We start from the raw sequence: 20,240 nt of genomic DNA, 5'->3' as shown, positions 1-20,240 counted from the left end.
GCTGGTTTCAACAGGAAATTTTGCTCACCCTGGTCTGGTGCCGCCCTCCTTCAAATTCTGCATGCATAAATATTTCAAGCATTTTTTCCACAAGGTTTTCTCTTACAAAACGCGCCGGTATGCAAATGATATTTGCGTCATTGTGCTTTCGCGCGAGGTCTGCAAGCTCTTCGCCCCAGCAGATAGCTGCGCGAATGTTCTGATGTTTATTGGCGGTAATAGCCACACCATTCGCGCTTCCACAAATCAAAATACCAAAAGCCGCTTCCCCATTTTCAACAGCTTCCGCAACAGGATGAGCAAAGTCAGGGTAATCAACAGAGTCTGTTGAATGCGTTCCAAAATCTTTCCATTTCACGTTTTTTCCATCAAGAAAAGAAATAATTTCTTCTTTATAATTATAGCCTGCGTGATCGCTGCCGATGGCTACTGGTAGGGATAAATTGAAGGGGCTCATGGATATTTTATTTAAGCAATAAAGGTAAAAAGTTATACAGAATTAAAAGCTGATAAATTATAAAACTGATTTAAGTTTTTTCAAATTACAATTTTCAATTTCCTTTGCAGGAATAAAAGAATTCAAAGCAGTAATTTTTTACCCAAACAAAATATATATGAAACTTATCGAAAACCAGGTTGCCATTGTTACAGGTGGCAGTCGTGGCATCGGTGAAGCCATCGCAATAAAATTTGCTGAAAACGGCGGCCATGTTGCGTTTACTTATTTAAGCAGCGATGAAAAAGCAAAAGCCATGGAAGAAAAATTACTGTCATTTGGAGGAAAAGCAAAAGCGTATAAAAGCAATGCAGCCAGCTACGAAGAATCTGAAAAACTGGTAAATGAAGTGATTAAGGATTTTGGAACAATAGATATCCTGGTGAATAATGCAGGCATTTCAAAAGATAATTTATTACTCAGAATGAGCCAGGAGCAATGGGATGAAGTAATACAAACCAATTTGAAGAGTGTTTTCAATATGACGAAGCAGGTAATCAGGCCGATGATGAAAGCACGAAAAGGAAGTATCATTAATATGAGCTCAATCATCGGCATGCGTGGAAACGCAGGCCAGGCAAGCTATGCAGCAAGCAAAGCCGGAATTATAGGATTTACAAAATCGGTAGCTGCCGAGCTTGGAAGCAGAAATATCCGCTGTAATGCTATAGCGCCCGGATTTGTTGAAACCGACATGACGCATTATCTGAAAGAAGGTGATGCAGCAAAATCATTTTTGGAAAAAATTCCTTTGGGCCGTTTTGGAAGCGCTGAAGAAATTGCGAACGTCTCCCTTTTTCTTGCAAGCGATTTAAGCTCATACATTACTGCCCAGGTAATCAGCGTTTGTGGCGGTTTGAATCCGTGAAAAAGCTGAATGCATAAAGCACAAAGCATAAGGCACGAGGCATTAACTTTTCGGCATTCATCATTAAGCTAAAAAAAATTTAATCAAAAAATAAAAATGGAAACGTACAGAAATCTCTTAAAAAACAACAGTGAATGGGCGGCAGCCCAACTTAAAGAAGATCCCGATTATTTTAATCGCCTTGTTAATTTACAAACTCCCGAAATTTTATGGATAGGTTGTAGCGACAGCCGTGTGCCGGCAGATAGAATTACAGGTACGCATCCTGGTGAAATATTTGTTCACAGGAATATTGCCAACATGGTGGTGCCCACTGATCTCAATTTATTAAGCGTGCTGCAGTTTGCGGTTGAAATATTGAATGTACGACATGTGATTGTTTGCGGACATCATAACTGTGGTGGCGTAGCAGCGGCCATGTCTAACGATAGCCTGGGCTTACTTGATCAATGGATTTGGAATATTAAAAATGTGTACAGAATTCATCGCGAAGAGATAGATGCCTGCAAAACAAATGATGAAAAGAAACATTTATTAACCCGCCTCAACGTAAAAGAACAGGTGATGAATTTGGCCAAAACCAGCATCATACAAAAATCCTGGAAAAAGAAAAGATTACCTCATTTACATGGCTGGGTATATGATCTCCGCGATGGAATCATTAATCCTGTTTTTGAGATGGAAGCTTGCAACGCAGTAGACCCTATTTACGAGATTAATAATATTTAATAATAGTTTTCAAAAAAGAAGTGCCTTAATTCGTAATTTTGAGGAGATAAAACCGCACGGTGAATGACCTTCCTTCAAAACATAGGCACTTTTTTGTTGAAAATCTTTAAGACAATATTTGTCAGAGAAAAAGATTGTTGCAAGTAATCTTCCCTATTTTAAGCCTTACTCCCAACTTTTTCAAAGTTTTTCCCGCAGTTAATGCTTTACCGATATCAATTTTCTTATTTTAGAAGCCTGTAAAAAATTTTAAAATAAAAAATATGCTTATTTGTTGATTTACTGATTACAAGTATTTATCAACGCGATTTTTCAACAATAAGAGAATTTAAAGTTTAATGGAAGTATACAATATGATAACCCTGATAATAGTGTTAGCGGCCTTTTTCGCTTACATTAATATACGGCTTACCAAACTTCCGTCCACTATCGGCATCATGCTTATATCTCTTCTGGCCTCCCTTATTGTAATTGTTTTAGGTATCATTTTTCCGGCGTTTTTTCTACAAACCACCAAGGCAATTAGCCTGATAGATTTCCAGGCGGTACTGCTTCACATCATGCTGAGCTTTCTTTTATTTGCCGCTGCCATTCATTTCGATTTAAAAAAATTAAAATCTGAACGGCTTTCTATTATTACTTTTTCAACAATTGGCGTTATCATTTCAACCTTTGTGATAGGTGCTTTATTGTATTGGGTAGCAAAAATGGTAGGCCTATCGGTGGATTTTTTGTATTGCCTTTTATTTGGGGCACTGATTTCTCCAACCGATCCTATCGCAGTAGTAGGTATTTTGAAAAAAGTAAATATTCCCTCTTCCCTTGAAACAAAAATAAGCGGAGAAAGCCTTTTTAATGATGGTGTGGGCGTAGTGCTGTTTATTTCTTTTTACAAAATCGCACAAATAGGATATGAAAATATTACTGCATGGGACATTTCGTGGTTATTTATCCGCGAAGCAGGCGGTGGGGTTTTATTCGGCTGGCTACTGGGGTATGTAGGATACCAGGCCCTGAAAACGATAGATAACTATGTAGTAGAAGTGATGATAACGCTTGCGATAGTTATGGGCGGTTATGCATTGGCAGAAATCATTCATGTGAGCGGGCCTCTTGCGATGGTAATGGCAGGACTGATTACGGGCAATAAAAGCCTTCATAATGTTTCCAGTGAGCTTAGCAGCGATTACATTGGCAAATTCTGGGAAATGATTGACGAAATGATGAATGCTATTTTATTTCTTCTTATCGGTTTTGAAATGTTAGTGATTCCTTTCAATGCCACTCTGCTATTCCTGGGGTTCATCGCAATTTTAATTGTCCTCTTCGGACGGCTGGTTTCTGTTTGGCTTCCCATCACCCTGTTGCGATACAAAAATTCATTTGCCCACTATACCATACCATTATTAACATGGGGGGCGTTGCGCGGCGGCATTTCCGTGGCCCTCGCTTTGTCAGTTCCAAAATATATGTATGGAGAAATGTTTCTGTCCATCACCTATATTGTCGTTTTATTTTCTATCATTATTCAAGGCTTAACTATTGGAAAATTTGCAAAAAAATTCGCTGAAAATGCCAAGGAACCTTCTATACCTTCTTTGGACTGAAACCGCCTTAGAATTAGATTTTTTATAATTCAGTCCATAAACCGCTTTTGTTATATTGCGTATTTCATCTTAATTTTACACGCTATCGGGCGGATTTGTTTATTGTTCAGCCCGAAAATTTTTAGAAGTTGTATCAACTTTAAATTGAACTAATAAACGAAAATTATTCTACACCATTCTGCAGGATTTTGAAAATTTCGTTTAAAAACTTATAGCTGATTCAATTTTTGGAAATTGAATTTTTTTTGACGGGATTTCCCGTCTAAAATAAAGTGGTGAAATGAAATTAACCAAGTTGTTTAATGATTTTTTTGAGAGTGAAAAAGGAGGCGTTTTACTCATCGCCTGCACTATCATTTCCCTTTTACTTGCCAACTCTTCCATCAGCGGATCGTATTTAAACTTCTGGCATTTTCATTTTGCCGGTTTAAGTACAGAAAACTGGATCAATGAAGGGTTAATGGCCATCTTCTTTTTTCTCATTGGCCTAGAACTAAAACGGGAAATTTTAGTTGGTGAACTGGCAAATGTAAAAAGCGCAATGCTGCCGGTGTTTGCAGCCATTGGAGGCATGATAATTCCCGCAGGCATCTACACCATATTTAATTACGGAACTATTACGCAATCCGGTGCAGGCATTCCGATGGCGACGGACATTGCATTTGCCATTGGCATCCTTTCTCTTTTGGGAAACCGCATTCCGGCATCTATCAAAATTTTGCTCACAGCAATTGCAGTGATCGATGATCTCGGCGCTATTATCGTAATCGCCGTTTTTTACACAACATCCTTGTCATTTATAAACTTATTAATCGTTTTAGCAACTTTTGCAATTCTGCTTTTATTAAGTTATTTCAAAATTCGCCAGTTGATTTTTTATATAATTGGCGGAATAGTGATGTGGTATTTCATGCTTCATTCCGGTGTTCATTCCACGCTTGCGGGTATTTTACTGGCAATTACAATCCCGTTTGGAAAGGGGGAAAAAACTTCTCTTTCTTACAAACTGCAGGACTGGCTTCATAAACCGGTAGCTTTAATTATTCTCCCGCTTTTTGCATTAGCAAATACGGCCATTGTTTTTGAAAAGGGCTGGGATACAGGCCTGGCAGATCCCGGCAGCCTTGGAATTTTTGCAGGATTAATTGCCGGTAAACCATTAGGTGTTTTTCTATTTAGCTTTCTTGCAGTATCAACCGGCGTGTGTGCCTTGCCACCAGGTTTAAAATGGAAGCACGTTTTAGGAATTGGTTTCTTAGCAGGAATTGGTTTTACGATGTCAATTTTCATCACGTTATTGGCCTATGAAGATGCAATGTTGATTACCGAATCAAAGATTTCAATTCTGCTTGCATCGGTGGTCTCAGGACTTTTGGGTTATAGCTGGCTGAAATATGTTTTAAAAAAACGAAAACCGTTGTTAGTAAAAAATACATTGATTTAATATTTTAAATAAAATGAAAAAAACAATACAGGACTGTCTCAATGAACGCATCTTAATAATCGATGGCGCAATGGGCACAATGATTCAACAATACAAGCTGCAAGAAAAAGATTATCGTGGCGAAAGATTCAAAGACTGGCACAAAGACGTTCGTGGAAACAACGATTTATTGAGCCTCACACAACCGCAAATTATACAGGCGATTCATAAAGCTTACCTCGAAGCAGGTGCAGATATTATCGAAACAAATACTTTCAGCAGCACTTCGATTGCACAGGCAGACTATGACATGCAATCGCTGGCGTATGAACTAAATGTTGCAGCAGCGAAATGCGCACGAAAAGCAATCGATGAATTTACCAAAGACAGTAAACAAACAAATAATTGCAAATTTATTGCAGGTGCAATCGGGCCGCTTAACAAAACATTAAGTCTGTCACCGGATGTAAATAATCCTGGCTTTCGTACAGTAACTTTTGATGAAGTTGCCGATGCTTACTACGAACAAATTCGTGGATTAGCGGATGGCGGTGTAGATCTTCTTTTGATTGAAACGATTTTTGATACGCTGAATGCGAAAGCAGCGATTTATGCCATCAAAAAATATTTCAACGATACGAAAAAAGAAGAATTACCCATCATGATCAGCGGAACCATTACGGATGCCAGCGGCAGAACGCTGAGTGGACAAACACTTGAAGCATTTTACATTTCAGTTGCTCATGCAAACCCTTTGAGCGTTGGGTTGAATTGCGCATTAGGCGCAAAAGAAATGCGGCCGCATATTGAAGAATTAAGCCAAATCGCTTCTTGCTATACTTCTGCGTATCCCAATGCTGGTTTACCAAATGCATTTGGAGAATATGATGAGCAGCCGGAAGATACCGCGCATATTTTAGAAGAATGGGCGAAGGAAGGCTTTGTAAATATTGTCGGGGGATGTTGCGGCACAACGCCGGATCACATTAAACACATTGCCGAAGCGGTGAAAAAATTTGAAGCAAGAAAATTGCCTGTGGTTGAAGAAGAATTGGAAGTGGTAGAGGAATAATTTGAAGCCGCAAATTGTGACTTTTAAGATTTGATATTCCAAAAATGGAATATCAAGTTTTGAAGATGAAGTTTATAAATTTCGATATCGCAAATTGTGATATCAAACGAAAATACTACGGTTCTAAGGTCACAATTTGTAATCTTAGAGAAATGATTCAAACAGTAAACGAACAAATATGCCAAAATCTTCTTTACCTGTTCCGGCTGTTTCTGAGGAAACAATTGTGGAAAAAATTTACATCATAAGAGGACAAAAAGTAATGCTGGACCGAGATTTAGCAGAAATGTACGGTGTGGAAGTAAAGCGTTTGAATCAGGCTGTAAAGAGAAATATCTCCCGATTTCCTGATGATTTTATGTTTCAGTTAAGTCAGGATGAATTTAAAAACTTGAAGTCACAATTTGTGACTTCAAGTTGGGGAGGTATAAGAAAGTTACCTTATGCCTTCACCGAACAAGGCGTAGCCATGCTTTCCAGTGTTTTAAATTCTGAAACGGCGATCCAGGTAAATATTCAGATTATCCGATTATTTACCAAAATGAAACAACTGATTATTGACAACAAAGATCTTTGGATGAAGATTGAAAAAATAGAACAGCATTTGCTGAAAAATGATGAAGAGATAAAAACCGTTTTTGCTTATTTAAAAAAATTATTGATGCAGGAAAATAAACCGCGGAATCCGATTGGATTTAAAGTTCCGGGTAAAACAAAATAAAATGTCAACAGAAAAAACAATAAAACCTTTTTTAAGACTATCAGGTTTAGAACCGCTGGTAGTAAGGCCAGAAAGCCTTTTTGTAAATGTCGGAGAAAGAACAAATGTTACAGGTTCGAAAAAATTCGCAAGATTGATCAGGACCGAAAATTATGAGGAAGCTCTGTCTGTGGCGAGGCAACAAGTGGAAGGAGGTGCACAAATCCTGGACGTGAACATGGACGATGCCTTGCTGGATGGAGAAAAAGCAATGGTTACTTTTTTGAATTTGTTGCAGGCAGAGCCGGACATTGCGAAGATTCCGGTAATGATTGATTCGTCCAAATTCAATATTATTGAAGCGGGATTAAAATGTGTGCAGGGAAAATGTATTGTGAATTCTATTTCACTAAAAGAAGGAGAAGAGAAATTTCTTCGTGAAGCCTTTATCTGCAAGAGTTTTGGCGCTGCCGTGGTAGTAATGGCTTTCGACGAAACTGGCCAGGCTGATACATTGAAACGCAGAGTGGATATTTGTCAGCGCGCTTATAATGTGCTCATAGAAAAAGCGGGCTATCATCCCGAGGACATCATTTTCGATCCAAACATTTTTCCTATCGCAACGGGAATTGAAGAACATAGTAATTATGCAGTTGATTTTATCGAAGCCACAAAGCAGATAAAAAAATTAATGCCGCTCGCGAAAATCAGTGGCGGCGTGAGCAATATTTCTTTTTCTTTCCGCGGTAATGACAAAGTGCGTGAAGCGATGCACGCGGTTTTCCTGTATTATGCCATTCGTGCAGGAATGGATATGGGCATTGTAAATGCGGGCCAGTTGGAAATTTATGAAAACATTGAACCGGGCTTAAAAGAACTTGTTGAAGACGTGGTGCTAAACAGAAAGCCTGATGCAACAGATAAATTGCTTGCTTTTGCCGAAACCGTAAAATCAAAAGGGAAGGAAAATATAAAAGATCAAACCTGGAGAAATGGCGATGTATTCAGCCGTTTAACACATTCGCTGGTAAATGGAATTACCGATTATATTGAGCAGGATACTGAAGAAGCACGGCTTCAGTTTCCAAAACCGTTGGATGTGATTGAAGGTCCGCTAATGGATGGAATGAACGTGGTTGGCGATTTATTTGGAAGTGGAAAAATGTTTTTGCCACAGGTGGTGAAAAGCGCGCGCGTGATGAAAAAAAGCGTGAATTATTTATTCCCTTTTATCGAAGCGGAAAAAGAAAAAACGAAACAGGCAAATATTGAAGCCGGCATTTTAAATGTGGAAGGAGCCGGCCCTGCAAAAATTTTAATGGCTACTGTGAAAGGCGACGTACATGACATCGGGAAAAATATTGTGGGCGTGGTATTGGGTTGCAACGGTTACGAAGTGATTGACCTGGGTGTGATGGTCCCTGCAGAAAAGATATTGCAGGTAGCAAAAGAGCAAGATGTAGCGATGATTGGATTGAGCGGACTGATAACTCCATCGCTTGATGAAATGGTGCATGTGGCAAAAGAAATGAAGCGAAATAATTTTGAACTCCCTTTATTGATTGGCGGTGCTACTACATCGCGGTTGCACACTGCGGTGCGCATTGCTCCTGAATACGACAACGGCGTGGTTCACGTTTTGGATGCATCAAGAAGCGTAACTGTCGCAGGAAATTTATTGAACAAAGAAAACAAACAGGAATTTTTATCCGGAATAAAAAATGAATATGAAAAGCTGAAAAATGATTTTGGAAATAAAAAGTCAGCAAAAGTTTTATTACCATTTGAACAGGTTCAAAAAAATAAATTTCCAATTGACTGGAAAAAATTTACGCCTATAGAACCAACATTTACTGGTGTAAAAGTTTTTGAAGATTATGATTTGAATGAAATTTATGAATACCTTGATTGGCAACCATTTTTCATCGCATGGGAAATGCATGGAAAATTTCCGCAAATTTTATCAGATGAAAAAATCGGTACAGCAGCCACAAAATTGTACGAAGAAGCACAGATTTTTCTGAAAAAAATAATCAGGGAAAAATGGCTGACTGCAAAAGGCGTGGTTGGCTTTTGGGAAGCGAATGCAGTTTCCGACGATACGGTGGAGGTAAAAAATGTAGATGGAAATATTTTCAATCTTGAATTTTTGCGGCAGCAAATAAAGAAAGCGCCGGGGCAACCAAATATATCGTTAGCCGATTTTATTAAACCTTCCGGGGCTGATTACATCGGTGCATTTGCCGTTTCGATCCATGGCCTTGAACCGCATATTGAACGCTTTATTAAAGAGTTTGACGATTACAATAAAATAATGCTGCAAGCTCTGGCCGACAGGCTGGCAGAAGCTTTCGCGGAATTACTGCATGAAAGAACCAGAAAAGAATTCTGGGGATATGCAAAAGATGAAAGTTTATCTTCCAAAGAATTGATTGAAGAAAAATATGCAGGTATTCGCCCGGCGCCTGGCTATCCTGCATGTCCCGATCATACCGAAAAATATAAACTTTTTGAATTGCTGGATGCGACAAAAAATGCTGGTATAACGTTAACAGAGTCACTTGCGATGTATCCTGCGCCTTCTGTCTGTGGCTGGTATTTTGCTAATCCTGAAAGCAAATATTTTGGAATTGGAAAAATTGCCAAAGACCAGGTAGAAGATTATGCAAAAAGAAAGAACATGAGCCTGGAAGAAGTTGAAAGATGGTTAAGGCCGCAATTGGATTATGAAGCGTGACGAAATCTTATCAGAGATCAGTTACAGTATTAGAGTGACACAGTAAAGCAATAAATATATAAGAATCTTATTTCAAGAGTAAAGCTCATCGAACCATTAAATCAATTAACTAAACAGAATGCGCATCATTTCTTACAATGTAAACGGAATAAGAGCCGCAATTAAAAAAGGTTTTATTGAATGGCTTAAAACGGACCCCGCTGATATTGTTTGTATCCAGGAAGTAAAAGCGCAGGAAACTGATATTGACCGCACGGCTATTGAATCTGCGGGTTATCGCCCTTATTTTTTCCTTGCACAAAAAAAGGGTTACAGCGGTGTAGGAATTTTAAGTAAAATAGAACCTAATAATGTAGAATTTGGTCACGGAAAAGAACAAAGTGATTTTGAGGGAAGAATTTTGCGCGCTGATTTCGGGGAAATTACTTTGATTAGCGCTTACTTTCCTTCAGGAACTACAGGCGAGATAAGGCAAGCTTATAAATATGTTTGGCTGGACGAATTTTTAGATTACCTGAACGAATTAAAAAAACCAAGAAGGAAACTAATTGTGTGTGGCGATTATAATATTGCGCATAAAGAAATTGATATCCATAACCCGGTTTCCAATAAAAAAACTTCCGGATTCTTACCGGAAGAACGAGCCTGGTTTGATAAATTCTTATCAAATGGTTTTACCGATAGCTTTCGTTATTTGAATAAAGATCCACACCATTATTCGTGGTGGAGTGTAATGCGCCCGACCACAAGACTAGAAAATAAAGGCTGGCGGATAGATTACGTCACCGTTACCGATAATCTTGCAGATCAAATCAGGGAGGTAAAAATTTTTCCGGAAGTAAAACATAGTGATCATTGCCCTGTGTTTCTGAACATAAATTTTTAAACAAAGATGTTTGTATATAACGTTACAGTTAAAATTGAAAATGAATATCTGGAGGATTGGATGCGTTGGGCAAAAGAAGTGCAAATTCCTGCAATACTGGCTACCAATTGCTTTTACGAACATCGGTTTTACGAATTAATGGAATTGAACGAAGCAGATGGCAGAACTTTCGTTTTACAATTTTTTGCAGATTCAAAAAGTGATTATAACAGGTATATCGAGATACATCATTCACGTTTGCGGCAACATTCAAAAGATAAGTGGAAAGACCATATTGTTTCTTTCCGGACCCTTCTTAAAAATGTGGAATAAGTGTTTACATTTTTTTTCGAAATCTTTTATTCGTAAAAATACCCTATCGCCAAACGCTGACCATTCAAGGATTTTACGCAAACAAAACCTTATAACTTAGGCCAGCACTATATTACAGAAGTTACACCTACATTCTCACCAGATAGTAACTTCACGTAATCAGGGCTGAAATGCCCTCCAACAGCGCATTTCAGGATATCAATCTTTAAAAAAAATTTTGGAAAGATATGATTGCATCAAAAAACCTTATATATTTGTTGCTGTTTAAAAAAATCAAATAAAATCAATATGAACAAAGCTGAACTAATCGCCAAGATGGCCGATGACGCAGGAATTACAAAAACACAAGCTAATGCTGCTTTAGATTCATTTACTACTGCAGTTACCAAAACTTTAAAAGGTGGAGGAAAAGTGACCCTTGTTGGATTTGGTACTTTCTCCGTAAGCAAAAGAGCTGCCCGCAATGGCCGCAACCCACAAACCGGTGCTGTAATAAAAATTAAAGCAAAGAAAGTAGCCAGGTTTAAGGCGGGAAAAGAATTGTCATCGAAAATCTGATTTCGGAAAATTTCTTAAAGCAAGATGCAACACAATATTGTATCTTGCTTTTTTTATTAGCAACTATTAATCTTACATCAATAAAAAATCATTTAAATGGGACGTGGAGATAAAAAAACAAAGAAAGGAAAAATTTTTATGGGATCGTTTGGTAAATCAAGGCCTGTAACCAAATCAAAATCAAAAACTGCCGAAAAATCCAAGGATAAAAAGGAAGCCTGATTCTTAAAATTGAGCGACTCATATCAAACAAAACCATAGAAAAAACATGGTTTTTTGTTGCTTTACTATACAAAATTTTCTGAAGTCGTTACGGAGCTAACCTTTGGATCATCCAATTATTATTGTCAGCACGGGTGTATTTTAGCCGGTCGTGCAATCTTCCGGGCCGGCCTTGCCAAAATTCAACAGCATCTGGTTCTACAAGGTAACCGCCCCAATAATCCGGCCGTGTTACTTCTTTGTCTTTGAATTTTTCTGCATACTTTACCAGGTTCTGCTGAAGATATTCTGCATTTTTTATCACGCTGCTTTGAGGCGAGCTCCAGGCGCCTAACTGGCTTTCGCGCGGCCGGAGGGAAAAATATTCGTCGCTTTCACTGGCGCTGATTTTTTTTATCCTTCCCTCAATTCTTATTTGCCTTTCCAATGGTTTCCAAAAAAAAAGGAGCGCCACATAAGAATTTTCTTCAATCTCCTTTGCTTTTCGGCTTTCATAGTTAGTATAAAAAACGAAACCGCGTTTGTCAACTCCTTTTAGCAGAACGATTCTCGCGGAAGGCCGCCCTTCAGCCGTGCACGTGGCTAGCGTCATGGCGTTTGCCTCCTCAATCTGTTGTTCTATGGCCTCATTCCACCATATTTCAAACTGCCCGATAGGATGTGCCATCACGTCTTCTTCTTTCAAAGATTTTAACTTATAAACTTTTCGCATGGATGCGATGGAAGGTATATCGGCCATATAATAAATTGTTACTTTCTTTAAAACAAAATTACCGTTCAACGGGATTACCAAAGTTGAAAAATAAATTTCAATCAGCTTAATCTTTCTGCGTTAATAGAAAATTTAATGGATAGTTTATTTTCCCAAATTCAGTTTGGTAGCCTTAACTACCATTTCAAGGCTGGAAATCATTTTTGCTTTTTCTTCTTCTAACAAAGCCAGGCGGCTTTCAAGTTCGTTTAACCTTGCAATTCTGTTTTCCATTTCTTTCTGTTGAAGATGGCTTTGAACGATTTGATTTTTTAAATCTTCATTTTCAATTCTTAATCTCGTATTTTCTACTTCCAGCTTTGAGAATTTATTTTTTTCGTTTATTTCTGATACCAATGATAATTCCAGTTCCTTTTCCCTTTCTACTGCTGCCTGAAGTTGCTTTTGCAACATATTAATATTTTCATGGCTGGTGCTGAGCTCATGCAGCCTCGCGTCATAATCACTTTTCAATGCCGTCCACGAAGCATTATTTTCTTCCACTTCATTAAACCGGGATTCCATTTCTTCCAGCTTAGCCCGGGTTTCGTCCAGCTCATTTTCTATTTTTTCTTTCCTTTCATTTTCTTCGTAGTACATTTCTTTCCAATCTTCTTCCCCATTATTTGCAGAAATAATTAAATCCTGGCTTGCCTGGTATTTTCCTTCCAGAACCTTTAACCGTTCCTGCATTTTTGAAAATTGAATTTCATAAAATGAAGAATTTTCCTCTACCTTTTGCAATTTACTCTTGAGCTCATAAATTGCTTCAGACTTAGGCGGTGGGCTGTTAGCCGTGAACTTCTTTTTAAAGCCTGGAAAATTGCTCCTGTCTGCAGGCAGCCAGTCATAGCTGCTCATAATCATTTTGTAGGAAAATATGAAACAGGCAATTAGTACAACGAGGGAAATAATCCACCAAATCCACATAGGGCAGTCTTAAATTTTTTATAATAAAAATTACGTACCAGCGGGGGCCAATGCGGTGATTTTCAAAGGATTATTTCGGGAGATGCTTTAGAAAACCTATAGTTTTTTTTGCGGAGCCTAAATTAATACAAATTATCCAGTTACCAAAGTGCCAACCTTTTCACCGGCGATAACCCTTAATAATGTTCCGGGAGTGTCCATATCAAAAACAATTATGGGAAGCTGATTTTCCATGCACAAAGTAAAAGCGGTCATATCCATCACTCTCAGATTTCTTGCGATACAATCAGCAAAAGTAATAGTCTCATATCTTGTGGCGAGCTTATCCTTTTCGGGGTCGGCAGTGTATATGCCGTCTACTCTTGTGCCTTTTAAAATAACATCTGCACCGATCTCTATGGCCCTAAGCGACCCTGCAGTATCTGTTGTGAAATAAGGATTTCCTGTTCCTGCTCCAAAAATTACAACCCTGCCTTTTTCCAAATGCCTGATAGCCCGGCGCCGGATATAAGGTTCAGCAATTTGTTCCATTTTGATTGCGCTCTGCAGCCGTGTAAAAACGCCCACTCTTTCAAGTGCACTTTGCAATGCCATCCCGTTAATAACTGTGGCCAGCATGCCCATATAATCGCCCTGCGCCCGTTCTATACCGGTTTCAGCTTCATTCATTCCGCGATAAATATTTCCCCCTCCAATCACAACTGCCACCTGAACGCCCAATTCGGTTATCAGCTTAATATCCTGTGCATATTGAGACAGTACGGCACTATCAAGACCAAAATTTTTATCACCCATTAAAGATTCACCGGAAAGTTTCAGAAGAATTCGTTTAAACTTTGGAAGCATATATTGAACGAGGTTGTGTTTAATCGCTGCAAGATAATGGATAAATTTTTATTTACCCTTTGCGGATAGCTGCAAAAATATCCCCACTTTATACATTGCTATATATAATCGAAACTATCATAAAAATTAACCGGATAATTTCGGCAAAACAAAAGCTATTCAAGAAAAATGAAGTGCCCGGTTGAAAGAACGCAATTTTTTTAGCTTGAAAAATATTTTAGTTCAATAATATCGCGCGGAAGAGATTTTGTATTCCAGGCATCATGGATGCAAAGTGCCGCACCTACTGCTGTGGCCTGTGCCATCGACGCAGCAAAAACTTCAATGCCGGGAAAGGCCTGAGCGAGCAGATTCATATAAATAGCGTTGTTGCTAAAGCCACCATCTACAAACAGGCGCTTCACATTTGTTCCTTTCAAGACCAATTGAGTAGAAAGGTACTGCTGCGCAACAATATCGAGCATTAATTGATGATAGGCTTCTTCGTCATTTTTAAAAGAAGATAAATCCCTGGCAGTAAACAAGCAAATATTTTGAATTTTTGTTTCCTCAATTACTTGATCAAGCGAGCCATTTTTATTTTGCAAAGAAATATTTATTGCAGGATTATAATCCATTTGCCGGTACTGTGCAGCACTTTGATTGAAATGTTCGCTGATTCTTTTTATCTGTTGCTCGTGTTCATTTCCTGCAAACAACCGCGAAGCCTTTACCCGCGCGCCTTCGTAGCTCATGAAACACAAACAATCATTTTTAAGTTCTTCCCTTGTTAGTGGAGAATGATTAAATGGATTTAAAGAGATACACCAGGTGCCCGTAGAAATTAAAACAAAAGGTTCATGAAAATTCATAAGATAAGGAATCAGCGCCGCGGAACTATCGTGCAAGCCTATTCCCACCGGATAATCATTTCCCGGAAATGAAGCGGGAACCACTTCTGTACAAGAATGAATGGGAGCCAGTTTTTCGTATATGCCTTCCTGTTGTACCCAATCATGATATCTATTTTCCTGAAAATCCCAAAGATTGGTATGGCATCCGATACTTGTAATATCACTATAAACTTTTCCTGAAATCAGAAAGCTTAAATATTGCGGAAGATGTAAAGCATACTTTATTTGTTTAAACAACTCAGGCTTCTCGTATTTTATCCTGTACAATTGCATTCCTGAATTGAGGCTGCCCAAAACAGGGGAAGCGGTGCGAAAAGTGAATTCTTCTTCACCACCATAGGTCTCATAGAATTGCTTCTGTAAAGATTCAGAATACGGTTTCAAATAGCTATACAATGGCGCACATGCCTGTAAGCGCTCGTTTAGGTAAACAAAGCTGGCACCGTAGCTGGTGAAATTTATGGCCGTGATGTTGAAATCTTTTATCCTAAAAACTTCGCGGAGGGAATCGAAAACTGATAATTTTAAACTGTCTAAATTTTCGCAAGGAAAACCATCTTCATCGGTAGTCTCAATAAAACGTGCAGAACGTTCAAAAACAATTTTATAGTTCTCATCGAACAAAAAAAGTTTCTTATTGGTTTTGCCTACATCGAATATGGCTATGACATTTTTCATGGTCAGTTGTGAGGAGTGAGTAGTCAGTTGTCAGTTGTCAGTTGCGAGTTGTGAGCGGTGAGTTGTCACTTATTACTCACTACTCACAACTAATCTCTCTTTATCATTCCACTTAATAATTTAAAAGTTTTAATAATTGATTCTCCTAAATTCCTAATTTCTTCTAAACTTACGTATTCAAGTTTAAATGCGACTCCGATTGCACTATCTATTTCAATAACAGAACCTCTGGATATTTCAAAATACCTATTTCTTTCTGCCAGTGTTTTTCTTGAGCTTCCTTCTGCAATATTTAAATGAACAGAAATAGCCGCTCGCCTTATTTGCTGAGTCATGGCAAATCTTTCATCTGCTGGAAATTTTTTAGTAACACGATAACACTCAAGCGCTAATTCCTGCGAAAATTGATAAACGTTTAGTTTTGTGTGAGCAAGTTGTAGAAACATGGCAGTAGAATTAATGACAGTAATAGTTTGGAAGAAAAGATAAGATTTATTTGTCAGTTGTGATAAGTTCAGTGTGAATTGTCTACTTCATACATACACTCACTACTCACAATTCACCACTCACAATCCAGTTGCGGTCGTTTTACTTCCTCTTTCTTTAATTAAATTCTCTCTGACTTTTTCATTTCGAAAAACAGACAGTGGATTTAGTGCGCCGCCGGCACGCAATCTTGCTTCCGCAACTATTGCACGAACATCCGTGCGAAAAGCCTTCTGCAATATTTCCTGTGCAGTAACCACATCATTATTATTTTGTGCTTCCACTAATTTTTTTCTTTCAAGAATTAAAGATTGTGCGTAAGCAATCATGATGGCTTCTACGGATTGCAATAAATCTTCCAGCGGATCTTTCACATTATGCGATGCATCAATCATCCAGGCCAAGTCATTGGCGTGATTCATATTCCTGGCATCCATTCCTTCAACAAGCTCATTAAATATCAAAAATAATTGATAGGGTTTGATGCTTCCAACCGTAAGATCATCATCGCCATATTTTGAATCATTGAAATGAAAGCCGGCCAACTTTCCTTCCATCAACAGTAAAGCAACAATTTGCTCAATATTTGCATTTGGTAAATGATGGCCTAAATCAACCAACGTATAAGCCTGCGGCCCAAGCTTTGACGTGTATAATAAAGACTGGCCCCAATCGCCCACCGTGGTGGAATAAAAATTGGGTTCATAAGCTTTGTACTCAACAAACATTTTCCAGTCGGGAGGTAATGCCGCATAAACCTCGCGAAGGCTTTCCAATGTATTTAGAAAAGCTTTTCTAAAATTCAATTGGCCGGGAAAAGTGGAACCATCGCTAAGCCAAACGGTCAATGATTTAGAGCCTAACTCTTTTCCGTATTTTATTACTTCAATATTATGATCAACCGCTTGCTTGCGCACGGCTTTATCTACATGCTGCATAGATCCAAATTTGTAACTCAGTTTCTGGTCCGGCTGATCCTGGAAGGTATTGGAATTCATTGCATCAAAACGTAATCCATGTTGCGCTGCCAGATTTTTTATCACATCCGAATCTTCAGGAATATCCCAGGGAATGTGTAATGAAATAGCGCCGCTTGAGCCATTCAGGGCATGGAGCAAACCAATGTCCTCAATTTTTTCTTCGAGGCTGCGAGGCTCACCACCACCGGGAAAGCGGCCAAAGCGCGTGCCGCCGGTGCCTAACGCCCAACTGGGAATAGCTACCTGGAAATCAATTAATTTTTTAATTACTTCTTCAGCGTTATTTATCTGGTCTGAAATAAATTCGTGATTCTTTTTATGCCTTGATAAATTCTCCTGGTTGCTGTCTTCTATTTGTTCCTTTCCTAATATCATTTTAATATTTTTATATTTTTATGATTGAATTTAAGGTAAATAAAATACTTCTTTGAGGGGCATAGAAAGCGGGGAATTATCTTCGTTGGTTTCCATTAAATCTTTCATGTATGCCCACCATTTTTTCATAACAGGTTCATTCGGTAAATCCTCTAATTTTTTATCATCTTCTATGGTAAAATAAGCAAACAAAGCATTTGTTTCTTCATCTAAAAAAATGGAGTAATCTGAAATGCCTGTTTCTTTTAAAAGTTTTTTTAATTCAGGCCATAATTCGTCGTGACGCTTTTTATATTCGGCATCAAAGCCTTTCAGCAATTTCATTTTTGAAGCTATACGCATAAGCTCTTTTTAAAAAATCAAATGGCCGACCGGTTAAAAAAACCATCAGCGATTTGATTATTGATTATGAGAAAAAACTATCGTACAAATGCAGCGGCAATACCGCCATCCACATTCAGAATATTTCCGGTTGATTTATTAAGCAAGCCTCCTACAAATGCAAAACATGCATTGGCAATATCTTCCGGCAGAATGGTTTCGTTCAACAAAGTTCTTTTGGCATAAAACGCCGGCAATTCTTCCACTCTTATTCCATAAGCTTTCGCCCGGCCTTCGGCCCAGCCTCCTGCCCAAATGTTAGAATCAGAAATTACCGCATCAGGGTTTACAACATTTACGCGGATTTTATCTGCACCTAATTCTGCGGCCATTAGTCTTGAAAGATGTGCCTGCGCCGCTTTCGCTGAACCATACGCTACATTATTAGGACCTGCGACAATAGAATTTTTAGATACGATATTGATAATATCTCCTCCAAAACCCTGGCTTCTCATTACGTGTATGCATGACTGTGATACCAGGAATTGCCCTTTTACTAAAATATCATATAATTTATTCCAATCGTCTAAAGTATGTTCCCTGATTGGTTTCGAAATGCTGATGCCTGCGTTATTTACGACAATATCTATTCCGCCAAAGTCAAGCGCAGCAACCTTTACCGCATCTTCTATTGTTTGCTCATCAGTTACATCAAGCTTCACTGATGCTACATTATCTTTAGTAAAAATTTTTTCGAATTCAGAAACGGTTTCTGATATTCTTTCTTCATTGATGTCATTAATAATGACACACGCTCCTTCTTCGGCAAACTTTTTAGCAATGGCTTTTCCAATTCCTCCGCCACTTCCGGTAATGAGCGCAACGCGGCCGCTCAAGGATTTCGGTTTGGGCATTCTTTGAAGTTTCGCTTCTTCCAACAACCAATATTCAATATCAAATGCTTCCTGGCGGGGCAATGAAGTGTAATCAGAAATGGCTTCAGCGCCTTTCATCACGTTGATGGCATTGGTATAAAATTCCGCAGCTACACGGGCTGTTTGTTTGTTTTTTGCAAAAGTGAACATACCCACGCCGGGATATAAAATAACAACAGGATTAGCATCCCTGATTGCCGGGCTGTTTTCGTGCTTGCAATTGTTGTAATAATCAGTATACATTTTCCGGTATTCCTCGAATTGCGGCTCCAGTTTTTTCTTTAAAAAAGGAATGTCATTTATTTGCTCGTTTGCTGAAAGATTTAAAACCAGCGGGGAAATTTTTGTTCGCAAAAAATGATCAGGGCAACTGGTTCCCATGGGCGCCAGCTTTTCCAGGTCATTAGAATTAATATATTCTAACACTCTTTCATCATCCGTAAAATGCCCGACCATTTTTGTTTCAGAAGAACAAAATCCTCTTAACACCGGCGCCAGTAAAGCCGCTTTTTTTAATCTTTCCTTTTTTGGTAATGACTTAATTTTTTCGCCCCCGAATATTTTGCCTTTTTTTCCGTAATTGTCTTCCAGATATTGGGCGCATGTTTCAATTACTTCCAAAGTGTTCAGATAACTTTCATACGCCGTATCGCCCCAGGTAAATAATCCATGCGAGCCAAGCATGATGCCGCGAATGCCCGGATTTTCGTCTAAGCATTGCCGTAGTTGTAATCCAAGGTCAAAGCCAGGACGTTGCCATTCTACCCAGCCAATATTTCCATTGAATAATTCCTGCGTTATTTTTTTGCCATCTTTTGCGGCAGCAATTGCTATGGCTGCATCCGGATGCAGGTGGTCAATATGTTTAAAGGGTAAAAATCCATGCAGCGGCGTATCAATAGATGGCGCTTTTGATTTCAAATCATAAATGCAATGATTGAATAATTCTACCATTTCATCTTCATGCTCAATACCCCGATATACATTTTTCAATCCTCTTAAACAATCTACGTATAAAGCCGCTAACCCACTTCTCTTCATGGTTCCAAGGTCTCCGCCACTCCCTTTTACCCACATCACTTCTGTTTCTTTTCCTGTTGTCGGATCGATGGCCATTGTTTTGCAGGATGTGTTTCCTCCCCCATAATTCGTTAATCTCAAATCAGCTCCAAGCAAATTGGAACGATATACCAATAGCGCTACTTCATCGCCTTGCAGTTCTGCTGCTTTAGCATCATCCCATAAATAACTCACATGCTTAAACTTTTTCGTGGTTGTGCTCATATTTTATTTGTTTCTTATTAAGATAATTTTTTCAAATCTGTTATCATTCCACGGCTTTAAACGTTTACGGATTGTTGCCGGTTTCTCTGCCAGTGATGAATTTTGCTCTTTTGTTGGAATTGAAACCGCTTTTCTATTTACAATTCCCTAC

Annotated in this window: 20 protein-coding genes; 11 read left to right on the top strand and 9 right to left on the bottom strand. The window is 38.6% G+C overall.

The genetic code is table 11. The features are described from left to right. Nucleotides 1-7: 7 nt before the first annotated feature. The gene (gene rpiB, locus EFY79_RS05785) at nt 8-457 is read right to left on the bottom strand and encodes a ribose 5-phosphate isomerase B (RefSeq protein WP_123119714.1); all 450 of its coding nucleotides are present in this window, start codon (nt 455-457) and stop codon (nt 8-10) included. A gap of 157 nt (nt 458-614) precedes the next feature. Here rpiB and fabG point away from each other — a divergent pair, with 157 nt between their 5' ends. From fabG to EFY79_RS05730, 11 genes are all read left to right on the top strand, one after another. Continuing rightward, nucleotides 615-1,364, top strand: a complete 750-nt coding sequence (gene fabG, locus EFY79_RS05780) for a 3-oxoacyl-[acyl-carrier-protein] reductase (RefSeq protein ID WP_123119713.1) — start codon at nt 615-617, stop codon at nt 1,362-1,364. Nucleotides 1,365-1,460: 96 nt separating this feature from the next. After that, the gene (locus EFY79_RS05775; RefSeq protein ID WP_123119712.1) at nt 1,461-2,093 is read left to right on the top strand and encodes a carbonic anhydrase; all 633 of its coding nucleotides are present in this window, start codon (nt 1,461-1,463) and stop codon (nt 2,091-2,093) included. A gap of 338 nt (nt 2,094-2,431) precedes the next feature. Next, nucleotides 2,432-3,700 (top strand): cation:proton antiporter, encoded by a 1,269-nt coding sequence (locus EFY79_RS05770; RefSeq protein WP_123119711.1) that lies wholly within the window; start codon nt 2,432-2,434, stop codon nt 3,698-3,700. A gap of 280 nt (nt 3,701-3,980) precedes the next feature. Beyond that, on the top strand, nt 3,981-5,144 hold the full coding sequence (gene nhaA / locus EFY79_RS05765) for a Na+/H+ antiporter NhaA (protein ID WP_123119710.1): 1,164 nt from the start codon (nt 3,981-3,983) through the stop codon (nt 5,142-5,144). 13 nt (nt 5,145-5,157) lie between these two features. After that, entirely contained in the window at nt 5,158-6,195 is a 1,038-nt protein-coding gene (locus tag EFY79_RS05760; RefSeq protein ID WP_123119709.1) for a homocysteine S-methyltransferase family protein, read from the top strand. A gap of 178 nt (nt 6,196-6,373) precedes the next feature. Then, nucleotides 6,374-6,916: an ORF6N domain-containing protein gene (locus EFY79_RS05755; RefSeq protein ID WP_123119708.1), complete on the top strand. Its 543-nt coding sequence runs from the start codon at nt 6,374-6,376 to the stop codon at nt 6,914-6,916. A 1-nt stretch (nt 6,917) separates the two neighbouring features. After that, nucleotides 6,918-9,632 (top strand): methionine synthase, encoded by a 2,715-nt coding sequence (gene metH, locus EFY79_RS05750; protein ID WP_123119707.1) that lies wholly within the window; start codon nt 6,918-6,920, stop codon nt 9,630-9,632. Between the two features lie 118 nt (nt 9,633-9,750). Further along, the gene (locus EFY79_RS05745; RefSeq protein WP_123119706.1) at nt 9,751-10,518 is read left to right on the top strand and encodes an exodeoxyribonuclease III; all 768 of its coding nucleotides are present in this window, start codon (nt 9,751-9,753) and stop codon (nt 10,516-10,518) included. 6 nt (nt 10,519-10,524) lie between these two features. Beyond that, entirely contained in the window at nt 10,525-10,830 is a 306-nt protein-coding gene (locus EFY79_RS05740) for a DUF4286 family protein (protein ID WP_123119705.1), read from the top strand. Between the two features lie 288 nt (nt 10,831-11,118). Continuing rightward, nucleotides 11,119-11,388, top strand: coding sequence for an HU family DNA-binding protein (locus tag EFY79_RS05735; RefSeq protein ID WP_123119704.1), 270 nt, complete (start codon nt 11,119-11,121; stop codon nt 11,386-11,388). A 96-nt stretch (nt 11,389-11,484) separates the two neighbouring features. Continuing rightward, on the top strand, nt 11,485-11,610 hold the full coding sequence (locus EFY79_RS05730; protein ID WP_123119703.1) for a 30S ribosomal protein THX: 126 nt from the start codon (nt 11,485-11,487) through the stop codon (nt 11,608-11,610). Nucleotides 11,611-11,698: 88 nt separating this feature from the next. Here EFY79_RS05730 and pdxH read toward each other — a convergent pair whose 3' ends face one another. From pdxH to EFY79_RS05690, 8 genes are all read right to left on the bottom strand, one after another. Next, nucleotides 11,699-12,349 (bottom strand): pyridoxamine 5'-phosphate oxidase, encoded by a 651-nt coding sequence (pdxH, locus tag EFY79_RS05725; RefSeq protein ID WP_199727448.1) that lies wholly within the window; start codon nt 12,347-12,349, stop codon nt 11,699-11,701. Between the two features lie 117 nt (nt 12,350-12,466). Next, nucleotides 12,467-13,291 carry a coiled-coil domain-containing protein gene (locus tag EFY79_RS05720; protein ID WP_123119702.1) on the bottom strand — a complete coding sequence of 275 codons (825 nt, stop codon included), beginning with the start codon at nt 13,289-13,291 and terminating at the stop codon, nt 12,467-12,469. 132 nt (nt 13,292-13,423) lie between these two features. Continuing rightward, nucleotides 13,424-14,137 (bottom strand): UMP kinase, encoded by a 714-nt coding sequence (pyrH, locus tag EFY79_RS05715; protein WP_123119701.1) that lies wholly within the window; start codon nt 14,135-14,137, stop codon nt 13,424-13,426. Between the two features lie 200 nt (nt 14,138-14,337). After that, nucleotides 14,338-15,708 carry an FGGY-family carbohydrate kinase gene (locus tag EFY79_RS05710; RefSeq protein WP_123119700.1) on the bottom strand — a complete coding sequence of 457 codons (1,371 nt, stop codon included), beginning with the start codon at nt 15,706-15,708 and terminating at the stop codon, nt 14,338-14,340. Nucleotides 15,709-15,797: 89 nt separating this feature from the next. Next, nucleotides 15,798-16,154 carry a four helix bundle protein gene (locus EFY79_RS05705; RefSeq protein ID WP_123119699.1) on the bottom strand — a complete coding sequence of 119 codons (357 nt, stop codon included), beginning with the start codon at nt 16,152-16,154 and terminating at the stop codon, nt 15,798-15,800. Nucleotides 16,155-16,274: 120 nt separating this feature from the next. Then, nucleotides 16,275-17,549 carry a TIM barrel protein gene (locus EFY79_RS05700; RefSeq protein WP_123119698.1) on the bottom strand — a complete coding sequence of 425 codons (1,275 nt, stop codon included), beginning with the start codon at nt 17,547-17,549 and terminating at the stop codon, nt 16,275-16,277. Between the two features lie 30 nt (nt 17,550-17,579). Then, nucleotides 17,580-17,891, bottom strand: coding sequence for an L-rhamnose mutarotase (gene rhaM, locus EFY79_RS05695; RefSeq protein WP_199727447.1), 312 nt, complete (start codon nt 17,889-17,891; stop codon nt 17,580-17,582). A gap of 77 nt (nt 17,892-17,968) precedes the next feature. Beyond that, on the bottom strand, nt 17,969-20,089 hold the full coding sequence (locus EFY79_RS05690) for a bifunctional aldolase/short-chain dehydrogenase (RefSeq protein ID WP_123119696.1): 2,121 nt from the start codon (nt 20,087-20,089) through the stop codon (nt 17,969-17,971). Nucleotides 20,090-20,240 lie beyond the last annotated feature (151 nt).

It is taken from the genome of Hanamia caeni, assembly GCF_003721595.1.
GTDB classification, from domain to species: domain Bacteria; phylum Bacteroidota; class Bacteroidia; order Chitinophagales; family Chitinophagaceae; genus Ginsengibacter; species Ginsengibacter caeni.
Note: the sequence above shows the minus strand (reverse complement) of the source record. Positions and strands in the feature narration are given on the sequence as shown.

What these genes read in the sequence shown, in the direction of transcription:
- rpiB (WP_123119714.1), bottom strand. Translation starts at nt 457, where the DNA reads ATGAGCCCCTTCAATTTATCCCTACCAGTAGCCATCGGCAGCGATCAC.
- fabG (WP_123119713.1), top strand. Translation starts at nt 615, where the DNA reads ATGAAACTTATCGAAAACCAGGTTGCCATTGTTACAGGTGGCAGTCGT.
- EFY79_RS05775 (WP_123119712.1), top strand. Translation starts at nt 1,461, where the DNA reads ATGGAAACGTACAGAAATCTCTTAAAAAACAACAGTGAATGGGCGGCA.
- EFY79_RS05770 (WP_123119711.1), top strand. Translation starts at nt 2,432, where the DNA reads ATGGAAGTATACAATATGATAACCCTGATAATAGTGTTAGCGGCCTTT.
- nhaA (WP_123119710.1), top strand. Translation starts at nt 3,981, where the DNA reads ATGAAATTAACCAAGTTGTTTAATGATTTTTTTGAGAGTGAAAAAGGA.
- EFY79_RS05760 (WP_123119709.1), top strand. Translation starts at nt 5,158, where the DNA reads ATGAAAAAAACAATACAGGACTGTCTCAATGAACGCATCTTAATAATC.
- EFY79_RS05755 (WP_123119708.1), top strand. Translation starts at nt 6,374, where the DNA reads ATGCCAAAATCTTCTTTACCTGTTCCGGCTGTTTCTGAGGAAACAATT.
- metH (WP_123119707.1), top strand. Translation starts at nt 6,918, where the DNA reads ATGTCAACAGAAAAAACAATAAAACCTTTTTTAAGACTATCAGGTTTA.
- EFY79_RS05745 (WP_123119706.1), top strand. Translation starts at nt 9,751, where the DNA reads ATGCGCATCATTTCTTACAATGTAAACGGAATAAGAGCCGCAATTAAA.
- EFY79_RS05740 (WP_123119705.1), top strand. Translation starts at nt 10,525, where the DNA reads ATGTTTGTATATAACGTTACAGTTAAAATTGAAAATGAATATCTGGAG.
- EFY79_RS05735 (WP_123119704.1), top strand. Translation starts at nt 11,119, where the DNA reads ATGAACAAAGCTGAACTAATCGCCAAGATGGCCGATGACGCAGGAATT.
- EFY79_RS05730 (WP_123119703.1), top strand. Translation starts at nt 11,485, where the DNA reads ATGGGACGTGGAGATAAAAAAACAAAGAAAGGAAAAATTTTTATGGGA.
- pdxH (WP_199727448.1), bottom strand. Translation starts at nt 12,349, where the DNA reads ATGGCCGATATACCTTCCATCGCATCCATGCGAAAAGTTTATAAGTTA.
- EFY79_RS05720 (WP_123119702.1), bottom strand. Translation starts at nt 13,291, where the DNA reads ATGTGGATTTGGTGGATTATTTCCCTCGTTGTACTAATTGCCTGTTTC.
- pyrH (WP_123119701.1), bottom strand. Translation starts at nt 14,137, where the DNA reads ATGCTTCCAAAGTTTAAACGAATTCTTCTGAAACTTTCCGGTGAATCT.
- EFY79_RS05710 (WP_123119700.1), bottom strand. Translation starts at nt 15,708, where the DNA reads ATGAAAAATGTCATAGCCATATTCGATGTAGGCAAAACCAATAAGAAA.
- EFY79_RS05705 (WP_123119699.1), bottom strand. Translation starts at nt 16,154, where the DNA reads ATGTTTCTACAACTTGCTCACACAAAACTAAACGTTTATCAATTTTCG.
- EFY79_RS05700 (WP_123119698.1), bottom strand. Translation starts at nt 17,549, where the DNA reads ATGATATTAGGAAAGGAACAAATAGAAGACAGCAACCAGGAGAATTTA.
- rhaM (WP_199727447.1), bottom strand. Translation starts at nt 17,891, where the DNA reads ATGCGTATAGCTTCAAAAATGAAATTGCTGAAAGGCTTTGATGCCGAA.
- EFY79_RS05690 (WP_123119696.1), bottom strand. Translation starts at nt 20,089, where the DNA reads ATGAGCACAACCACGAAAAAGTTTAAGCATGTGAGTTATTTATGGGAT.